The sequence below is a fragment of the Bradyrhizobium sp. CW1 genome (assembly GCF_023100665.1).
Classification (GTDB): domain Bacteria; phylum Pseudomonadota; class Alphaproteobacteria; order Rhizobiales; family Xanthobacteraceae; genus Bradyrhizobium; species Bradyrhizobium canariense_D.
On the sequence record NZ_CP064684.1, the window covers coordinates 1,752,575 to 1,768,417 of the forward strand.

Here is a 15,843-nt window from a genome sequence, read left to right on the forward strand (position 1 = left end):
GAGCTGCGGCAACCGACATCATCGGGACCTATCCTCGTCCGACAGGGGTCGTATGAAACGCTTAGCAAACCTGAAACGCCTGGGGTTTTTCACACGGCTTCTCGACGAGGCCCCGCCGGCCGACCGATATCGCTTCGCGGCCGAGCAGATCGTGCGCGCCGAGACGGCGGGCCTCGATTCCGCGTGGATCGCGCAGCACCATTTCCACGAGCGCGAGGGCGGCCTGCCGTCCCCCTTCACCTTCCTCGGTTATGTCGCAGCCCAGACCTCGCGCATCAGGCTCGGCACCGGCATCGTCACCTTGCCGCTGGAGAACGCGGTGCGGGTGGCGGAGGATGCCGCGGTGCTCGATCTGCTCTGCAACGGTCGCTTCGAGCTCGGTGTCGGCACCGGCGGCAATCCCTCGGCCTTTGCCGCCTTCGGCCTCGACAGCGCCCAGCGCAACGAGATCTTTGCGCGCAATCTGGACGTCGTCCGCACCGCGTTGGTCGGCAAGCCGCTCGAAGGTGGTGACACGCTCTATCCGCAGCGGCCGCAATTGGACGACAGGATCTGGCAGGCGACGTTCTCTGTCGCGGGCGGCGCGCGTGCCGGCAAGGCAGGCGATGGCCTGTTGCTGTCGCGCACCCAGCCTCGAACCAAGGAGGCGCCGAAGGCAACGCTCGCCGAGATTCAGAATCCGGTGATCGATGCCTATCTCGAGGCGCTGCCGCCGGGACGGGAGCCCCGCATCATGGCCTCGCGCACCGTCTTCGTTGCCGACGACCGGACTGAGGCGATGCGTCTTGCCGATATCGGCCTGCGACGCGCGCTCCCGCAATTCCTCAAGGGCGGCCACGCCAAGCCAGGCGAAACGCTCGAGGAGATGATCGTGGCGTTCGACACCCATGTCGGCGCGGCCGACGACGTCATCGCTTCGCTCCGCGCCGACGCCACGCTGGAGCGGGTGACCGATCTCGTCTTCCAGGCGCATTCGGTCGATGCCCCGCATCCCCACATTCTGCGCTCGATCGAGCTGGTCGCGGAGAAGGTCGCGCCGGCGCTGGGCTGGGCGCGGACGGCGCCCGACGTGGCGCTGGCGGGATAGTCGGAATGAACGGAATCGCGTTGCACGAGGCTGCAAGAGGCTGAATGATGGCTACGAAAGATATCATCGACACGCTCGCCGGGATCGAACCGGGTTCGGCTCTGGACGGCATTCGGGCCAAGCGCATCCAGGCGCGCGACAATGCGCAGAAGAGCTATCTCTCGCTGTTGGAGCCGATCGACGCCGGCGATGTCTCGCTGGTGGAGCGCGCCGCGGTCGCGCTCTTCGTGATCGGCCTTCACCGCGAGCCCACGATGGCCGGCTTCTATCGGGCGAAGTTAGCTGCGACCGCCGATGGCGCGCGCCTGGTCGAAGCTGTCGATGTCGAAATCGCGCGGGGCGAGACCTCGGGCCCCTACGGTGCCTTTCCAGCCGGCCCCCTGTCTGTCGAAAACAAGGCCGGCCTGATCTATCGCGTCGGCGCGGAGCGCAAGCCCGATCTCGGAGACCGGCTCGCTGCAGCGTTCGAGCATGCGCATCTGCTGGTGTTCCGCCCGCGCGATGCGGCTGCAGCCGACATGAAGGCGCTGCTCGCCGCCGGCTGGTCGAACACCGGCATCGTCACGTTTTCCCAGCTCGTTGCGTTCCTATCGTTCCAGGTGCGCGTCGTCACGGGACTGCGCGTGCTCGGTGCCTCGCTCGGGCGCACCACGAACGCCGCGGCCGGCGCGTAAGGAGGCTGCATCATGAGCGCTGCAAACAATGCCAATCCGCCCGTCGTCTTCACCCAGGACGAACTGGGCTGGGTGTCCTGGATCGACCCGCTGCTCGAAGCCGAGCTGACCGAGCGGCATTTCGCGGGCCTCGTCGATCGCTCCCGTTCCAAGTCCGAGTATTTCCGCCTGCTGGTGCGCGACCCCGAGGTGCTGGAAGCCCGCACCAAGACGGACAAGGACATCTTCTACAACGTCGCCGACGGCCTGCCGCGCGCCGAGCGCGAGCTCGCGGCGGCTGCGACCTCGCGCTACAACGGCTGCATCTACTGCGCCTCCGTGCATGCGCGTTTCGCCAGCACTTATTCCAAGCGCCGCGACGATGTGCAGCGCCTGCTCGACGAGGGCGTCGGCGCCGATCTCGGCGAGCGCTGGAATGCGGTCGTCAAGGCCTCGGTGGCGTTGGCTGCGACGCCGATCGCGTTCAGCGCCGACAATATCGATGAGCTGCGCCGCGCCGGTCTCGACGATGCCGAGATCGTCGACGTCATCAACGGCGCGTCGTTCTTCAACTGGGCGAACCGGCTGATGCTGTCGCTTGGCGAGCCCTCGAAATAGCCAATCTCACCGGCATGAAAATTGCTAGTTGTTTCAACGCCTGACAGGATGGAGCCGTCCATGAGCAACATCGATCGTCGTACCCTGGTCAAGGGCTCGCTTGCCGCCATGATGGCGGGGGCAGCCTTCTCGCGCGCCGCGCTTGCGCAATCGTCCGAACCGATTTTGCTGGGCGTCAGTGGTCCGTTGACCGGGCCGAACGCACAATATGGCACGCAGTGGAAGCAGGGCTTTGATCTCGCGCTCGACGAGATCCAGGCCGCGGGCGGCATCAACGGTCGCAAGCTCGCCTATAGTTTCGAGGACAGCCAGAGCGACCCGCGCCAGTCGGTGGCGATCGCCCAGAAGTTCGTCTCCGATCCCAGGATTGTCATGGAGCTCGGCGACTTCTCCAGCCCCGCCTCGATGGCGGCCTCGCCGATCTATCAGCGCGGCGGGCTGGTGCAGTTCGGATTCACAAATTCGCATCCGGATTTCACCAAGGGCGGCGACTTCATGTGGAGCACCTCGGTCAGCCAGGCTGACGAGCAGCCGCTGCTGGCGGCCTATGCCGTCAAGCGCCTCGGCCTGAAGAAGCTCGCCGTGCTGCACCTCAACACCGATTGGGGCCGTACCAGCCGCGACTATTTCGTTAAGGCCGCGAAGGAGCACGGCGCCGAAATCGCCGTCACCGAAGGCTACATCGCGGAGGAGCGCGACTTCCGCTCCACGCTGGTGCGTGTCCGCGACGCCAATCCCGACGGGCTGATCCTGATCTCCTATTATTCCGACGGTGCGCTGATCGCGCGCCAGGCGCGCCAGGTCGGGCTGAAGCAGGTGATCTGCGCCGCGAGCTCGGTCTACTCGCCGAAATTCCTGGAGCTCGGCGGCGAGGCCGTCGAGGACGTCCATGTCGGCACGCGCTACTTCCCGGAAGACCCGCGCCCCGAGGTGCAGACGTTCATCGCCGGCTTCAAGAAGAAATACAACGGGGTGGAGCCCGACGCGTTCAATGCCTACGCCTATGACGCGATGAACATGGCCGCCGCCGTGGTGAGGATCGGCGGCGCCGACCGTCGCGCCATTCGCGACGCCTTCACGAAAGTAAAGGACGTCTCGAGCGTGATCTTCGGCAAGGCGACGTTCGACGTCGAGAGTCGGCGCGTCAAGGGCGCCATGAACGCCGAGCTCGTCGTGCGCAAGGGCCAGTTCGCGCTCTGGGACGGCAAGCCGACCTGAGGGGATTTTCTGCGTGTCTTCCTGGCTCGACTACACGATCAACGGGCTGATCGTCGGTAACGTCTACGCCCTCGTTGCGGTCGGGCTCGCGCTGATCTTCGGCGTCAGCCGGCTGATCAACTTTGCGCAAGGGTCGATCTACCTCGTCGGCGCCTATATCGGCTGGGTCGCGGTCGTGCAGCTGCATACGCCACTGCCGCTCACCATCATCCTGGTCGCGGTGGCGGCGGCGCTGGTCGGCTTGATCATCGAGCGGTTCGGCCTGCGCCCGCTGCAGAACTCGGTGCGCATCGCACCGCTGCTGGCGACCATCGGCATCAGCTTCGTGCTCGATCAGCTCGTGATGCTGACTTTTTCGCCCAATCCGCGCGCATTGCCGAGCCAGTTGCCGGATGTCCGCTTCCAGATCGGCGGCGGCACGATCGGCCCGCTCGATCTGCTCATCGCCGGTGTCGGCCTCACCAGCGCGTTGCTGCTGTTCGTGTTCCTGCGCTACAGCAAGCTCGGCTGGGCCGTGCGTGCCACCGCGCAGGACCGCGACGCCGCGATGCAGATGGGCGTCGACGTCAACCGCGTCAATCAGGCCGTGTTCGGCATTGCGGCTGCGCTCGGCGGCGTCTCCGGCCTGCTGGTCGGCATGTACTACAACCAGATCGACACCGCGATGAGCCTGCAGGCGACGCTCAAGGGCGTCGTCGCCGAAGTCGTCGGCGGCGCCGGCAATGTGCCGGGCGCGGTGATCGGCAGCCTGCTGCTCGGACTCGTCGAGAGCTACGGCGTTGCCGTGTTTGGCACCAGCTACCGCAACCTGTTCGCGTTCCTGCTGCTAGTCGTGGTGCTCGTGCTGCGCCCGAACGGTCTGTTCGCCAGCGCGCGGCAGGCGCCGCCCGAGCCGCTCACCGGCACTTTCATCGCGCCGAGCCGCCCGGTCTGGATTCCGCGCTGGGCTCTGCTGATCGCTGCCGTCGTCTTCGCGATCCTGCCGCTGTTGCCCGTGTCGTTCTACGTGCTCCAGACCCTGATCAACGCTTGGCTGCTCGGCATGCTCGCGCTGAGCCTCACCCTGGTTGCAGGCACGATTGGTCAGGTCTCGCTGGGACACGCCGCGCTGCTCGCGATCGGCGCCTACACCTCCGCGCTGCTGTCGCTCACGTTCGCTGTCCCGGTCGGCCTTGCCATCATCGGCGGCGGCCTGATGAGTGCGGCGCTGGGCACGGCGCTGATCTCGCCGTCGTTCCGGCTGCGCGGACATTATGTGTCGATCGCGACGCTCGCGATCGGCGAGATCGTCTCGCTGGTGATCCTGAACTGGGAGAGCGTCACGCGCGGGCCGATCGGCATCTCCGGCATCCCGCCGCTGTCGCTGTTTGGCTATGAGCTGGTCAGCCCGATTTCGATCTACTGGTTCAGCTTCATCGTGATGGTCGTGCTGGCGTTGCTGCAGGGACGCCTGCTCGGCTCGCATCTCGGCCGCAGCTTTCGCGCCATCCGCGACGACGACATCGCCGCGCGGGCCTATGGCCTCAGCCTGAATCGCTACAAATCGCTGGCCTTCATCTTCGGCGGCTTTGCCGCGGGGGTCAGCGGCGGCATCGCCGCGCATCTCTATTCCTATATCAACCACGAGACCTTCAACACGCAGCAATCCATCCTGGCGCTGACCGTCGTCATCCTCGGCGGTCTCGGCAATGTCGTCGGGGCGATTCTCGGGGCGGTCGCGCTGGTCGGCCTGCCGGAAGTGTTCCGCATCGCGGCGGAGTATCGCATCCTGATCTACGGCATCGTGCTGCTGCTGCTGGTGCGGTTCAGGCCGCAGGGCCTTTTGGGGACGGTGTGATGATGGACGCACACACGGCGATGCTGTCCCTGCGCGGGCTCACGCGGCGCTTCGGCGGCCTCACCGCCGTCGACGCCATCGATCTCGATCTCGCCAAAGGCGAGCTGATCAGCATCATCGGCCCGAACGGGGCGGGCAAGACAACGCTGTTCAATCTCGTGACCGGGCTTGACCTTCCGGACGCCGGGACGGTTCGCTTCGAAGGTCAGGACATCACAGGTTTCTCGCCGGAACGCCTGGCGGCCGGAGGCATCGCGCGGACGTTCCAGCTCGGCCGCGTCTTCGGCAATCTCAGCGTGATGGACAACGTCCTGATCGGTGCGCATACGCGCTTGCGCGCGGTGAAACCGGCAGTGCCGGTGATCGGCCCGCTGCTGGAATTGGGTCTGGCGCTGCTGCGCCCCGCTAGCGTCAAGGCGGAGGAAGAGCGGCTGCGCGAGGAGGTGAAGGTCATTCTCGCGCGCTTCGGCGAGCGGTTGCTGCCGCGTATCGATCAGCCGGCCTACAGCCTCTCTTACGCCAACCGCCGCCGCGTCGAGATCGCGCGCGCGCTCGCCTTGAAGCCGCGCCTGCTGCTGCTGGACGAGCCGACCGCCGGCATGAATCCGACCGAGACCACGGAGATGCAGGGGCTCGTCGCCGAGCTGAAAGCCGAAGGGCTGACGATCTTGCTGATCGAGCACAAGCTCGAAATGGTGATGCGCCTCTCCGATCGCGTCATCGTCATGGACGAGGGCAAGAAAATCGCGGAAGGCCCGGGCGAAGCGGTGCGCGGTGATCCCAAGGTGATCGAGGCCTATCTCGGCCACGGCCTGACGACGAAGCAGGAGAGCGCGGCATGACGAACCCGCCTCCCGATGCGCTGCTCGCGATCACCGACGTCAATACCTTCTATGGTCAGGCCCAGGTGCATTTCGACCTGTCGATATCAGTTCCGCGCGGCCACATCGTCTGCCTGCTCGGCGGCAATGCCAGCGGCAAATCGACCACGATGAAGATCATTCTAGGCCTCGTGAAGCCGCGCTCGGGCGACGTGACGTTCGACGGCACTTCGCTACTGGGACTTACCACGCCGCAGATCGTCCGCCGCAGCATCGCCTCGGTGCCGGAGGCACGGCGGCTGTTCGCCGACATGAGCGTCCGCGAGAACATTTTGATGGGCGCCTTCGTGCGCGACGACCGCGAGGCGATCGCGCAGGATCTCGACAAGATGCTCACGCTGTTCCCGAAGCTCGGCCAACGGCTGTCGCAGCGCGCCGGCTCGCTCTCCGGCGGCGAGCAGCAGATGGTCGCGATGGCGCGCGCGCTGATGAGCCGTCCCAGGATGATCGTGATGGACGAGCCGACCATGGGCCTGTCGCCGCTTTACGTCGACCGCGTGCTGGAACTGATCCGTACCATCAACCAGGAGGGCGTCTCGGTCTTCATGGTCGAGCAGAACGCCAGCCTCGCGCTCGAGATCGCGCACGAGGCCTATGTGCTCCAGACCGGCAAGATCGTTCTCTCCGGCTCCGCCCGCGCGCTGAAGGACGATCCCCGCATCCGCGATGCCTATCTCGGCGGCTCCGAGGCGGCGTAGCGCCATCTCGGCCTGCATGGTTCGAGACGCCCGCCCTTGGCGGGCGCCTCACCGTGAGGGTCTGGCGATCTCGCGGCGAAGCGAGACCTCATCCTAAAGGAGCCCGCGCAGCGGGCGTCCCGAAGGACGCCGCAAGCACTGCTGCAGAACCGTGCCGCCCCTCCGGGATTGCACTGGTCAGTATGACCACCTTATGAAAAGATCATACCGCTCGTGCGATGGGTCGTGCAGCGGACGGAATGATTGGCGTGACGAAATTATCTTTGCGGGCGGTCGACCCCGGAATGATGCTGCTGTTCGGCGGGTTGATCGCGGCCAACATCGGGGCGTGGGCTTGGGCGTTCGCGGCGTTCGGTGACCGGCCGACGGTGATGGCGACCGCGCTGCTTGCCTGGGTGTTCGGCCTGCGCCACGCCGTCGATGCCGACCACATCGCGGCCATCGACAACGTCGTGCGCAAGCTGATGCAGGCCGGCGATGCGCCGCGCAGCGTTGGTCTCTATTTCGCGCTTGGTCATTCCACCGTGGTTGTGGTCGCGACCATGCTGCTCGCGCTGGGCTTGGTGACCCTTGGCGGCGACAGCCTGCTCAAGGACGTCGGCGGCTTCATCGGCACGTCGGTGTCGGCGCTGTTCCTGCTGGTGATCGCGGCCATCAACCTGGTCATCTTCGCCGGCCTGTGGCGGACGTTCCGGATCGCGCGCGCGCAAGGCATCCACGACGCCGCGCAGCTTGATGCGCTGCTCGCCAGCCGCGGATTGCTGGCGCGGCTGCTCGGCCCGATGTTCCGCCTGGTGACCAAGCCGGCGCATATGTACCCGCTCGGCTTCCTGTTCGGCCTCGGCTTCGACACCGCCACCGAGATCGGCCTGCTCAGCATCTCCGCCAGCGAATACGCGCTTGGTGCATCGCTGGCCGACGTCATGGTCTTTCCCGCGCTGTTCGCATCAGGCATGGCGCTGGTCGATACCGCCGATTCCGCGCTGATGGTCAGCGCTTATCGTTGGGCCTTCGTCGATCCCTTACGGAAGCTCTGGTACAACCTCACGATCACCGGTGCCTCGGTCGCGGTGGCGCTGTTCATCGGCGGCATTGAGGCGCTTGGCCTGATCGGGGATCGGCTCGGCCTGTCTGGCGGTGTGTGGACGCTGGTCGACGGCCTCAACGATTCACTCGCGAACGTCGGCTTCGCCGTGGTCGCGCTATTCGCGATTGCATGGCTGGTTTCGGTCATGCTCTATCGCAGGCTATTCGCGCTCGAGCGGCGGCGCACGCCCGATGTGCTGGTGGGCGTCGATGCTACCGAGACAGCGTGAGTCAATCGTGGGCTCAAGCCGAAGCTGCGCTCTCCGCCGGCAGGTCGTCGGCATTGGGATCGCCCGGCGCGGTGGCCCACGCCAATTCCACCAGCGTCACGAACCTGCGGCCGGCGCCGTCGAGCTGGCAGACGATCAGGCCCTGCTCTTCCATGTAGCCGAGCAGGCGCTGAGCCCGGCGCAGCGAATGCGAGCCGTAGGCGCGGGCGATCGCGGCGTCGCCGGGGCAGGGCCAGCCTTCTTTCGCCGCGCGCGCGATCATCATGAACACGCCTTGCATGTCGTCGGGCAGGATCGAGGCGCGCAGCGACACGTCCTGCCAAGCGTCGTCCTCGGCATGCTCGGCGCCGAGCCCGGCGCGTGCGCGTGTCAGCATGCGGCGGAATTCGGTGAGGTCGGGCACCGCCGAGCCGAGGCCCTCGATGCGGCAGCGGACCACGAACTCCTGGTACAGCACGCCCACCGCGCGGAAACCGGCATCGGGCGCGGCGAGCACGGCACGAAGGGTCCGATCCACGCGTTCGCGCCGTTCAGCGAGCTCTTCGGCACTAATCGGGACCTCGATTATTTCGGGGCCGATCTCCGGTGCGGCAGCCTTCGCGGCGCGGAGCTGCTCGAGCAGATCGGGCGCGGGCCGGCGCTGCGGCCGGCTGGCATCGGGCGGCGGCGCGGCCAGGATCACGGCGCGCATATTTTCGAGTGCGGCTTCGGGCATCGGCATCAGCCGCGGCGTGGAATTGCGCGGCTGGGTTTCGGTCGCGCCGATGTTCAAACGCAGCGGCCGGCGTGACAGCGCGGGGCCGAGCGCCATGAATTGTCCGCGTTCGAGATCGCGAAACGATTCGGCCTGCCGCCGCTCCATGCCGAGCAGGTCGGCGGCGCGCGCCATGTCGATGTCGAGGAAGGTGCGGCCCATCAGGAAGTTGGACGCTTCCGCCGCGACGTTCTTGGCGAGCTTCGCCAGCCGCTGGGTCGCGATGATCCCGGCAAGCCCGCGCTTGCGGCCGCGGCACATCAGATTGGTCATGGCGCCGAGCGAAAGCTTTCGCGCTTCGTCAGAGACTTCGCCCGCGACCGCAGGCGCAAACAGCTGCGCCTCGTCGACCACCACCAGCATCGGATACCAGTGGTCGCGGTCCACGTCGAACAGTCCGCCGAGGAAGGCTGCGGCGCGGCGCATCTGGTTCTCGGCATCGAGCCCTTCGAGGTTGAGCACGGTGGAGACGCGATGCAGCCGCGCGCGCTCGCCGGCAACCTGAAGGCCGCGTTCGGTGTGATCCTCGGCCTCGATCACGAGATGGCCGAAATGCTCCGCCAGGGAGACGAAATCGCCTTCGGGATCGATGATCGCCTGCTGCACCCAGGGTGCGCTCTGCTCCAGCAGCCGCCGCAGCAAATGCGATTTGCCGGAGCCCGAATTGCCCTGCACCAGGAGGCGGGTCGCCAGCAGTTCCTCGAGGTCCATGGCCGCCGCGGCGCCCGCCGTGGTCTGCCCCATCTCGATCGCAACCGTCATGCCCGACTCAAGTCCCATCATTCGCGGACAGGGGCTTATCAATCCGGCCACGGCGCGTCGAGCGCCATGGCGAGAATCATGCGTTGTTGCCCACGGCGGAGTTCAGGCGTGATTCGATTGCCGTAGAAGTGCGGGCCGATAGGGGGCTTGCGGATCGTCGTCCTGGGGTTATCGCTTGCGCGAGTTCCCCGCTGATGTACGAAACCGGCATTGCGCCGTGCGCTCGGCATGCGCCCAGTCAATGATGGATGCGCGAAGTCCGGCAAAGGGGATCGTGGCCCGTTACAGCGCGCCCGATCCGCCCTGCACGATCTTCTCGTTGAGCTTCAGGTCCACAGTCTCGACGGTGCGGTCGATCTCTGCATTGGGCGCGCCGAGCTGATGCGAGATCAGCTTGACCAGCAGGTCGACGCGCTCGATGAAGGGTGCGCCGCCGGCCACCGCGCGCGCGGCCGACGACGGCTTCAGCAGGCTCTCGGCAGCCTTGGCGTATTTCGCGAACGGCACCTGGTCCTGCGGATCGGCGCCGAGACGCCGGGCGATGTCGTCGACATGCTCATAGATGGTCTGCGAGCGCGCGAGATCACTGTGCACGGCGTCGCGGATCGACTGCGGCTCGTGCGGCGTGATGCAGCGGTAGTTGCCGGTCAGCAGCATCGACCATTTCGCCAGCGGCACGAACAGAGAATCGAACACCTTCAGCTTCACCGGCACGTCGTGGCCGTCGAGGGTCACCGCGTCGATGTCGGCTTCGAGCTCGCGCAGCACCTTGTTGTGCTTCTCGTCGGCGAACACGGATGCCTTGAAATTCGTGGGCAGACCGACGTGGAGCACGTTCGCAGCCTCTTCCGGCGGACGGAATGCCTGCGGGTCGGGCGAGCACAGGGTCACCAGCCCCGGCTCGAAGCGCTCCACACCTGCGCATTGGTGTAGGCCTCCTCGAGATCCATGTCTGCGAGCGAGGGGATCCGCTTCAAATAGGGCAGCGGCGGCATGTTCATGATCGAGAGGCACGGCAGCTTCGCCGCGGCGATCCTGACCATGAGAACGCGCACCGTGTGGTTGGTGTATTGCGGCTCCTGCATTGCAAGGCCGACCATGTCGTAACGGGACAGGTCCACATTGGCCGGCGTCACGGCGTCGAGCTTGCCGGGCAGGTCGCGCGAGAAGATGGCGCGGTGAACCGCCTCGTCACGCAACTTGATGCGCACCTCGGTCCCCTCGCGGTTGATCAGCTCCGCGGTCTTGGCGCGGCAGACCAGGGTCACGTTGTGCCCCGCCATCAGCAGCTTCGTGCCCAGCAGGGAGCCGTAGGAAGCCCCGAGAATCAGGATGTTACGCGCCATGTCTCGTCCCTTTGACAATTGGTGATTTTTGGGCCCCGGCCGTCAGCCGCGGGCGAGTTTGGCGGGCATGTAAGGCAAAGTGCGTGGGGATGGCAACTGGGATAATGGATACAAGGCGCGGATCAGCGGGCGGCCCGGCGTGTTGCTTGACGCCGAAAGCAAGACGACGCCAAACCGGCGGCGGTTGTGCAGGGTCGTTGAGTTGCTCAAATAACTGGCTTACCGAAGTAAGAAATGTTGCACATCTCGATCGCCCAGGCTCTCCCAGAACGCGATCATACCTCGTCACGTCTCGCGCGCCGGGTGCGGATGAGCGACTTCGAGGATTTTGTCGCGCCGGTTTTCCTGCGACATTGACTAGCGGAAAGTCCTTTGGCGAAGGCCGTCGGCATCGATCAGGCGGTAACCCGCCGCATTTTTATCGCTGGCGTGATTGGTGGCGCGCCGGATCGGCGTCATGAGGAATCATGATGGAAGCCGACACAGGTGATGCCTTCTCCCTCGTTAAATGAGCTCCAATTTTAGTCGTCCACCGCAACAAAAAACTGCAAACGCGGGACAGCAAAGAATGGCAGAGTGGTGCGGGGCCTAAACTGTGTATCAGCAACGGAGCTGAGACGTGACGATTGAGTTGGAGTCGGCGTGCGACTTGTTTTGCGACCGGTTCGTTCGGACTGTAGTCCGTCCGGTCCAGTGCCCCCGCCCGCGAAGGGAAAACGGAACGATCATCGGGACGGCAGACGCAAGCGCGATCACGCACGCGTGACATCGCATCGAGCAGACATGCAGGGCGTTGCGCTGACAGCGCTGCGCCGAGTCCAAGCAACCGCCGACGCGCCGTTCGGGGACGGACATGGAAGATGATCATTGGCCTCACGGCACGTGCGACGGCGCCGGTCGAAGCCTGGCGTGCTTGCGAAAACGTGCGTCTCATTTTTTTGAAAGCTTGTCCGTCGGGGAACTCGTGCGCGAGGCGCACAGGCATCGGTGGATTTCGGAGTGGTTGAGGATCTCAGGCGAGTACCGGATATTCGCCGAATCGGCACGCGTAACCAGTTCAGCTCAGATCGCGCGGGAAGCGTGGCTGTGCTCGCTGACGGCCCTTGAAGTCGCGAGGAACCTGTCTTGGCCCGGAGATCCCGGGGGTACCGACCTCGTAGACAAGGTCAGACTCTGCCTGAGGGGCTTCGAGGAGGACGCCGGTTCGGCGATCGAGCGTGTGGAGATCGACTGCTCTGATCAAGGCTCGCTTGCGGGCTACTTTCTGCCGGCGTTCCCCGATCGGTCTTTCGCACCCGCAGTTATCTGCGTCAGCGACGAGGACATCACCCTCGGCTCGATGATGAGCAGGCTGTTGCCGGCTTCAGGGCGACGGAACGTGTCACTCCTGTTCGTTGATGCCGGCGATTCATCCGGTTTTAGCCCCTTCAAGCCGGCGCATATTCTTCAATGCTGGCTGGATTACCTGGAAGCTCGTCCGGACGTCGATTCGCAGCAGATCGCGGTCTACGGCGAGGGGGCGGCCGCCAGTCACGCATCCCGTCTTGCCCTCGTGGATCGCAGAATGGCTGCCGCCGTGTGCGACGGCGGCATTGCGACGCCGGTCATGCGCCGGGCATCGCTGCGCTGGATGATCGGCGTCGAGCAGGCGGTCCGTGACGGGCCCTCGACGGGTTCGTTGCTGCCGTTGTGTCGGATACCTTGCCCGCTTCTGATGGTCGTCGGGAGCCGCTCAATGGTTTGGGAGGAGGATGCTCTCGAACTGCAAGCCGGCTATCGGCAGGCCGGAGCCGATTGCGCGACCGTCGTGCCGAACTGCATTCCGCACCCTCTGGGCGAGGTCGAGAATTTCATCGCGGTGGACGATTTCATTTTCGAATGGCTCGACAGCAAACTTGGAATTGCCCGCCAGCTGGATTCCGTGACCTACCTCTAAGGCGCCAAGAGATTGGGAAGGCGAGAAAAGATTGGGAAGGCGAGGAGAGATTGGGGATGAATCGAGGCGCGCGTTCCGCGCCTGACGTCAGGGAGTCAGGAAGCGTCGATGGCCAGCAACCGTGCGGCCAGCCGGGCATTCTTGGCAATCGTTGCGAGCGCGGCATTCAGGTCGGCCAAGGTCTTCTCGTCGAGCTCGTTGAACATGGTCGAGTTCAAGGCGAGCTTTCTCTTCGACAGTTTTTCAATCTCCGTCGTTGCTTTCGCCGTCAGCGACATCAGGACGTAGCGTGCGTCGTCTGCGGCCGGCCGTCGCGACAGGAAGCCGCCCTTTTCGAGACTCTTGGTCTGGTTGGTGACGAAGGCGGGGTGGACGCGCAGCTTGTTCGCGATGTCGATTCCCGCGACACCTCGCCCCTGGTCCAGTTCGGTGATGGCCATCAGGATCAGCCACTGCGGCTCGGTAATGCCCAGCAGTCCGGCCCAGCTGGTGTGGATGTCCTCCAGCTGGGAATGAATTTCGACGACGTTCCAGATGAAGTCCGTAATCGCCCTGTCGAGTTTCTTCTCGATCATGTGGCTCCCTCCCCGTTTATCCCTTGCCTATCCTTAATGGGATATCTTGGAAGCGTCTCGAAAATCGCGCGCCGACCAAAGGGGAGATACCGCGCGGAAGAAATCGTAGGCCCAATTATTACTTGCAAAGAACAATTAATTTCATTATCGATTATCGCACTCTATTTCGCTGCTCTTGACCGACGCGACGGACAGCGATGCGAGACCTCCAAGAAGCCCTCGGGATGCCCCCTGAGGGCTTTTCTGGCTTGTATGCAATGATATTCCGGGGTGATATCGCCGCTGTTGCCCTCAAGCCACATCGCGACCCGAAGTGTCGATTCATCAAAGCAATAAATTGAGACCATTGTTTTTATAAACTATATGTGAAGCCGCGACGGAGGGGGCACCTCGCTGTCGTTTCAGTCCGAACCTTCGGTGCGGGCCTGAATTGAACGGAAATTGAGAGGGTAAAGCGGCGTCCACCGAGGACCCGAGCCCCCTGAACCGACCTGGAGGTTTACTAATGAAGTTGACGAAGACACTCTTTCTCGGCTCGGCTGCCGGCCTGATGGCCGCCTCCGGGGCGTTCGCTGCCGATCTTCCCGTGAAGGCCAAGGCGGTCGAATACGTGAAGATCTGCTCGCTGTACGGCGCCGGTTTCTACTACATCCCGGGCACCGACACCTGCATCAAGCTCGGTGGTTACCTGCGTGCCGATGCGAACCTCAATACCAATTCGGACTTCAACCCGAACCAGAGCGGTGTTGCCGGTGCACGCAACCGCCTGATGAACTACTACACCTTCCGCGCTCGTGAAGACCTCAACATCGACACCCGCACCGCGACCGAATACGGCGTGGTCCGCACGTTCTTCGACGGCGTCTTTACCTGGACGACCGGCAACTATTCGGGCACCGGTTCGGCAACGGGTGGCACCCAGTACAGCGGTACGCTCGGTCTCAACGCTGCGGGCACAGGCCTCGTCGGTTCGGGTAGCGGCAACGTCAACGGCACCGACGGCAATACCTCGGCCGGTGCGCTCGGCGTATACTACGCCTTCATCCAGTTCGCCGGCTTCACGATGGGTAAGGCCGTGTCGCAGTTCGACGCGCCCTGGACCAACTATCCCGGCAACATCACCGACAACCTCGTCGGCGGCAGCGGCACCGTTACTGGCGTCACCCAGTTCACATACACCGCCGACTTCGGCCAGGGCGTCACGGCATCGTTCTCCGCTGAAGATGCGACGGCCTACTATCAGGCCGGCAACCTCAACATGACCGGCGCGACCGCAGGTGGCATCATCGGCGGTTCGTACGGCACCAACGCCCTCGGCGGCTCGCGTTCGCCGAACCTCGTCGGTCAGGTGCGTGTCGATCAGGCCTGGGGTCTCTTCCAGGCGTCAGTGGCTGCGCATGACAACCATGTCGCCTATTACGGCGCGACCGAAGCCACCGGCCATCCCGACGACAAATGGGGTTGGGCTGTTCAGCTCGCTTTGTCGATCAAGAACATCCCGACCGGCGCGGGTGACACGATCAACATCCAGGGCGTCTACACCGACGGCGCGACCCGCTACAACTTCCAGAACCTGTCGGGCAGCAGCTACTCGCTGTTCGGTAGCTCGGGTGTTGCCTACCAGAGCGTTGGCTTCGCCAATGCTCCTGACACGGTGTACGTGACCGGTAGCTCGCAGGAAACCGTCAAGACCTGGGGCTTCCGTGGCGCTTACACCCACAACTGGGATCCCAACTGGAACTCCTCGCTGTACGGTGCTTACGCTCAGGCCCAGTTCGGCACGCTGGCCAAGACCACCATCTGCGGCGCCGGCGGCGGCGCCGGTGTGTTCGGAGCCCTGGCAGGTGTGACGGGTTGCAACCCGGACTTCGCGATCGGCCAGCTAGGTGTCGTCACCCGGTGGACCCCGGTCAAGAACCTGACCTTCTCGGCGGACGTGTCCTGGACCCATCTCGATCAGAAGTATTCTGGTACGGTTGGCGCCTCCCCGAGCGTCGCGACCGCCAAGCCGACCGCGGCCTACGAGCTGAAGGATCAGGACTCGGTCGCCATGATCCTCCGCGCTCAGCGCAACTGGTAAAATCTATCGAAACACATGAACGAACACCCGGCGGGAAACCGCCGGGTGTTTTTTTGCGCAAGGCAGATGATATAGGGCGGCG

At 64.6% G+C, this 15,843-nt stretch carries 12 protein-coding genes and 1 pseudogene; 10 read left to right on the forward strand and 3 right to left on the reverse strand.

What is annotated here, in order from left to right:
* The first annotated feature begins 52 nt into the window (after positions 1 to 52).
* From IVB54_RS08575 to IVB54_RS08610, 8 genes are all read left to right on the forward strand, one after another.
* Complete coding sequence (locus IVB54_RS08575; protein WP_085383546.1) at positions 53 to 1,087, forward strand: putative FMN-dependent luciferase-like monooxygenase; 1,035 nt, start codon at positions 53 to 55, stop codon at positions 1,085 to 1,087.
* A 47-nt stretch (positions 1,088 to 1,134) separates the two neighbouring features.
* Entirely contained in the window at positions 1,135 to 1,761 is a 627-nt protein-coding gene (locus tag IVB54_RS08580) for a CMD domain protein (RefSeq protein ID WP_085383552.1), read from the forward strand.
* A 12-nt stretch (positions 1,762 to 1,773) separates the two neighbouring features.
* Positions 1,774 to 2,358 carry an alkylhydroperoxidase domain protein gene (locus tag IVB54_RS08585; RefSeq protein WP_085383547.1) on the forward strand — a complete coding sequence of 195 codons (585 nt, stop codon included), beginning with the start codon at positions 1,774 to 1,776 and terminating at the stop codon, positions 2,356 to 2,358.
* A 60-nt stretch (positions 2,359 to 2,418) separates the two neighbouring features.
* A complete protein-coding gene (locus tag IVB54_RS08590) occupies positions 2,419 to 3,576 on the forward strand; it encodes an ABC transporter substrate-binding protein (RefSeq protein WP_247295676.1) in 1,158 nt (385 codons plus the stop codon).
* Positions 3,577 to 3,589: 13 nt separating this feature from the next.
* On the forward strand, positions 3,590 to 5,413 hold the full coding sequence (locus tag IVB54_RS08595; protein ID WP_204512172.1) for an ABC transporter permease: 1,824 nt from the start codon (positions 3,590 to 3,592) through the stop codon (positions 5,411 to 5,413).
* Positions 5,413 to 6,255, forward strand: a complete 843-nt coding sequence (locus IVB54_RS08600; protein ID WP_018453942.1) for an ABC transporter ATP-binding protein — start codon at positions 5,413 to 5,415, stop codon at positions 6,253 to 6,255. Before IVB54_RS08595 ends, IVB54_RS08600 begins: the two co-directional genes overlap by 1 nt.
* The gene (locus IVB54_RS08605) at positions 6,252 to 6,992 is read left to right on the forward strand and encodes an ABC transporter ATP-binding protein (protein WP_018453943.1); all 741 of its coding nucleotides are present in this window, start codon (positions 6,252 to 6,254) and stop codon (positions 6,990 to 6,992) included. The genes IVB54_RS08600 and IVB54_RS08605 overlap by 4 nt, the downstream gene beginning before the upstream one ends.
* A 284-nt stretch (positions 6,993 to 7,276) precedes the next feature.
* A complete protein-coding gene (locus IVB54_RS08610) occupies positions 7,277 to 8,308 on the forward strand; it encodes a HoxN/HupN/NixA family nickel/cobalt transporter (RefSeq protein WP_247777501.1) in 1,032 nt (343 codons plus the stop codon).
* A gap of 13 nt (positions 8,309 to 8,321) precedes the next feature.
* Here the strand turns inward: IVB54_RS08610 and IVB54_RS08615 are convergent, their stop codons facing one another.
* Both IVB54_RS08615 and IVB54_RS08620 read right to left on the reverse strand, forming a co-directional pair.
* On the reverse strand, positions 8,322 to 9,824 hold the full coding sequence (locus tag IVB54_RS08615) for an ATP-binding protein (protein ID WP_247295680.1): 1,503 nt from the start codon (positions 9,822 to 9,824) through the stop codon (positions 8,322 to 8,324).
* A gap of 282 nt (positions 9,825 to 10,106) precedes the next feature.
* Positions 10,107 to 11,170, reverse strand: a pseudogene (locus tag IVB54_RS08620) (2-dehydropantoate 2-reductase N-terminal domain-containing protein).
* A gap of 853 nt (positions 11,171 to 12,023) precedes the next feature.
* On the opposite strand from IVB54_RS08620, the gene IVB54_RS08625 reads away from it, so the two are divergent.
* On the forward strand, positions 12,024 to 13,106 hold the full coding sequence (locus tag IVB54_RS08625; protein WP_247295684.1) for an alpha/beta hydrolase: 1,083 nt from the start codon (positions 12,024 to 12,026) through the stop codon (positions 13,104 to 13,106).
* 95 nt (positions 13,107 to 13,201) lie between these two features.
* Here IVB54_RS08625 and IVB54_RS08630 read toward each other — a convergent pair whose 3' ends face one another.
* Positions 13,202 to 13,681: a MarR family transcriptional regulator gene (locus tag IVB54_RS08630; RefSeq protein WP_018453949.1), complete on the reverse strand. Its 480-nt coding sequence runs from the start codon at positions 13,679 to 13,681 to the stop codon at positions 13,202 to 13,204.
* Between the two features lie 505 nt (positions 13,682 to 14,186).
* Between IVB54_RS08630 and IVB54_RS08635 the strand changes: the two genes are divergently transcribed.
* The gene (locus IVB54_RS08635) at positions 14,187 to 15,761 is read left to right on the forward strand and encodes a porin (protein WP_085357572.1); all 1,575 of its coding nucleotides are present in this window, start codon (positions 14,187 to 14,189) and stop codon (positions 15,759 to 15,761) included.
* Positions 15,762 to 15,843: the final 82 nt, after the last annotated feature.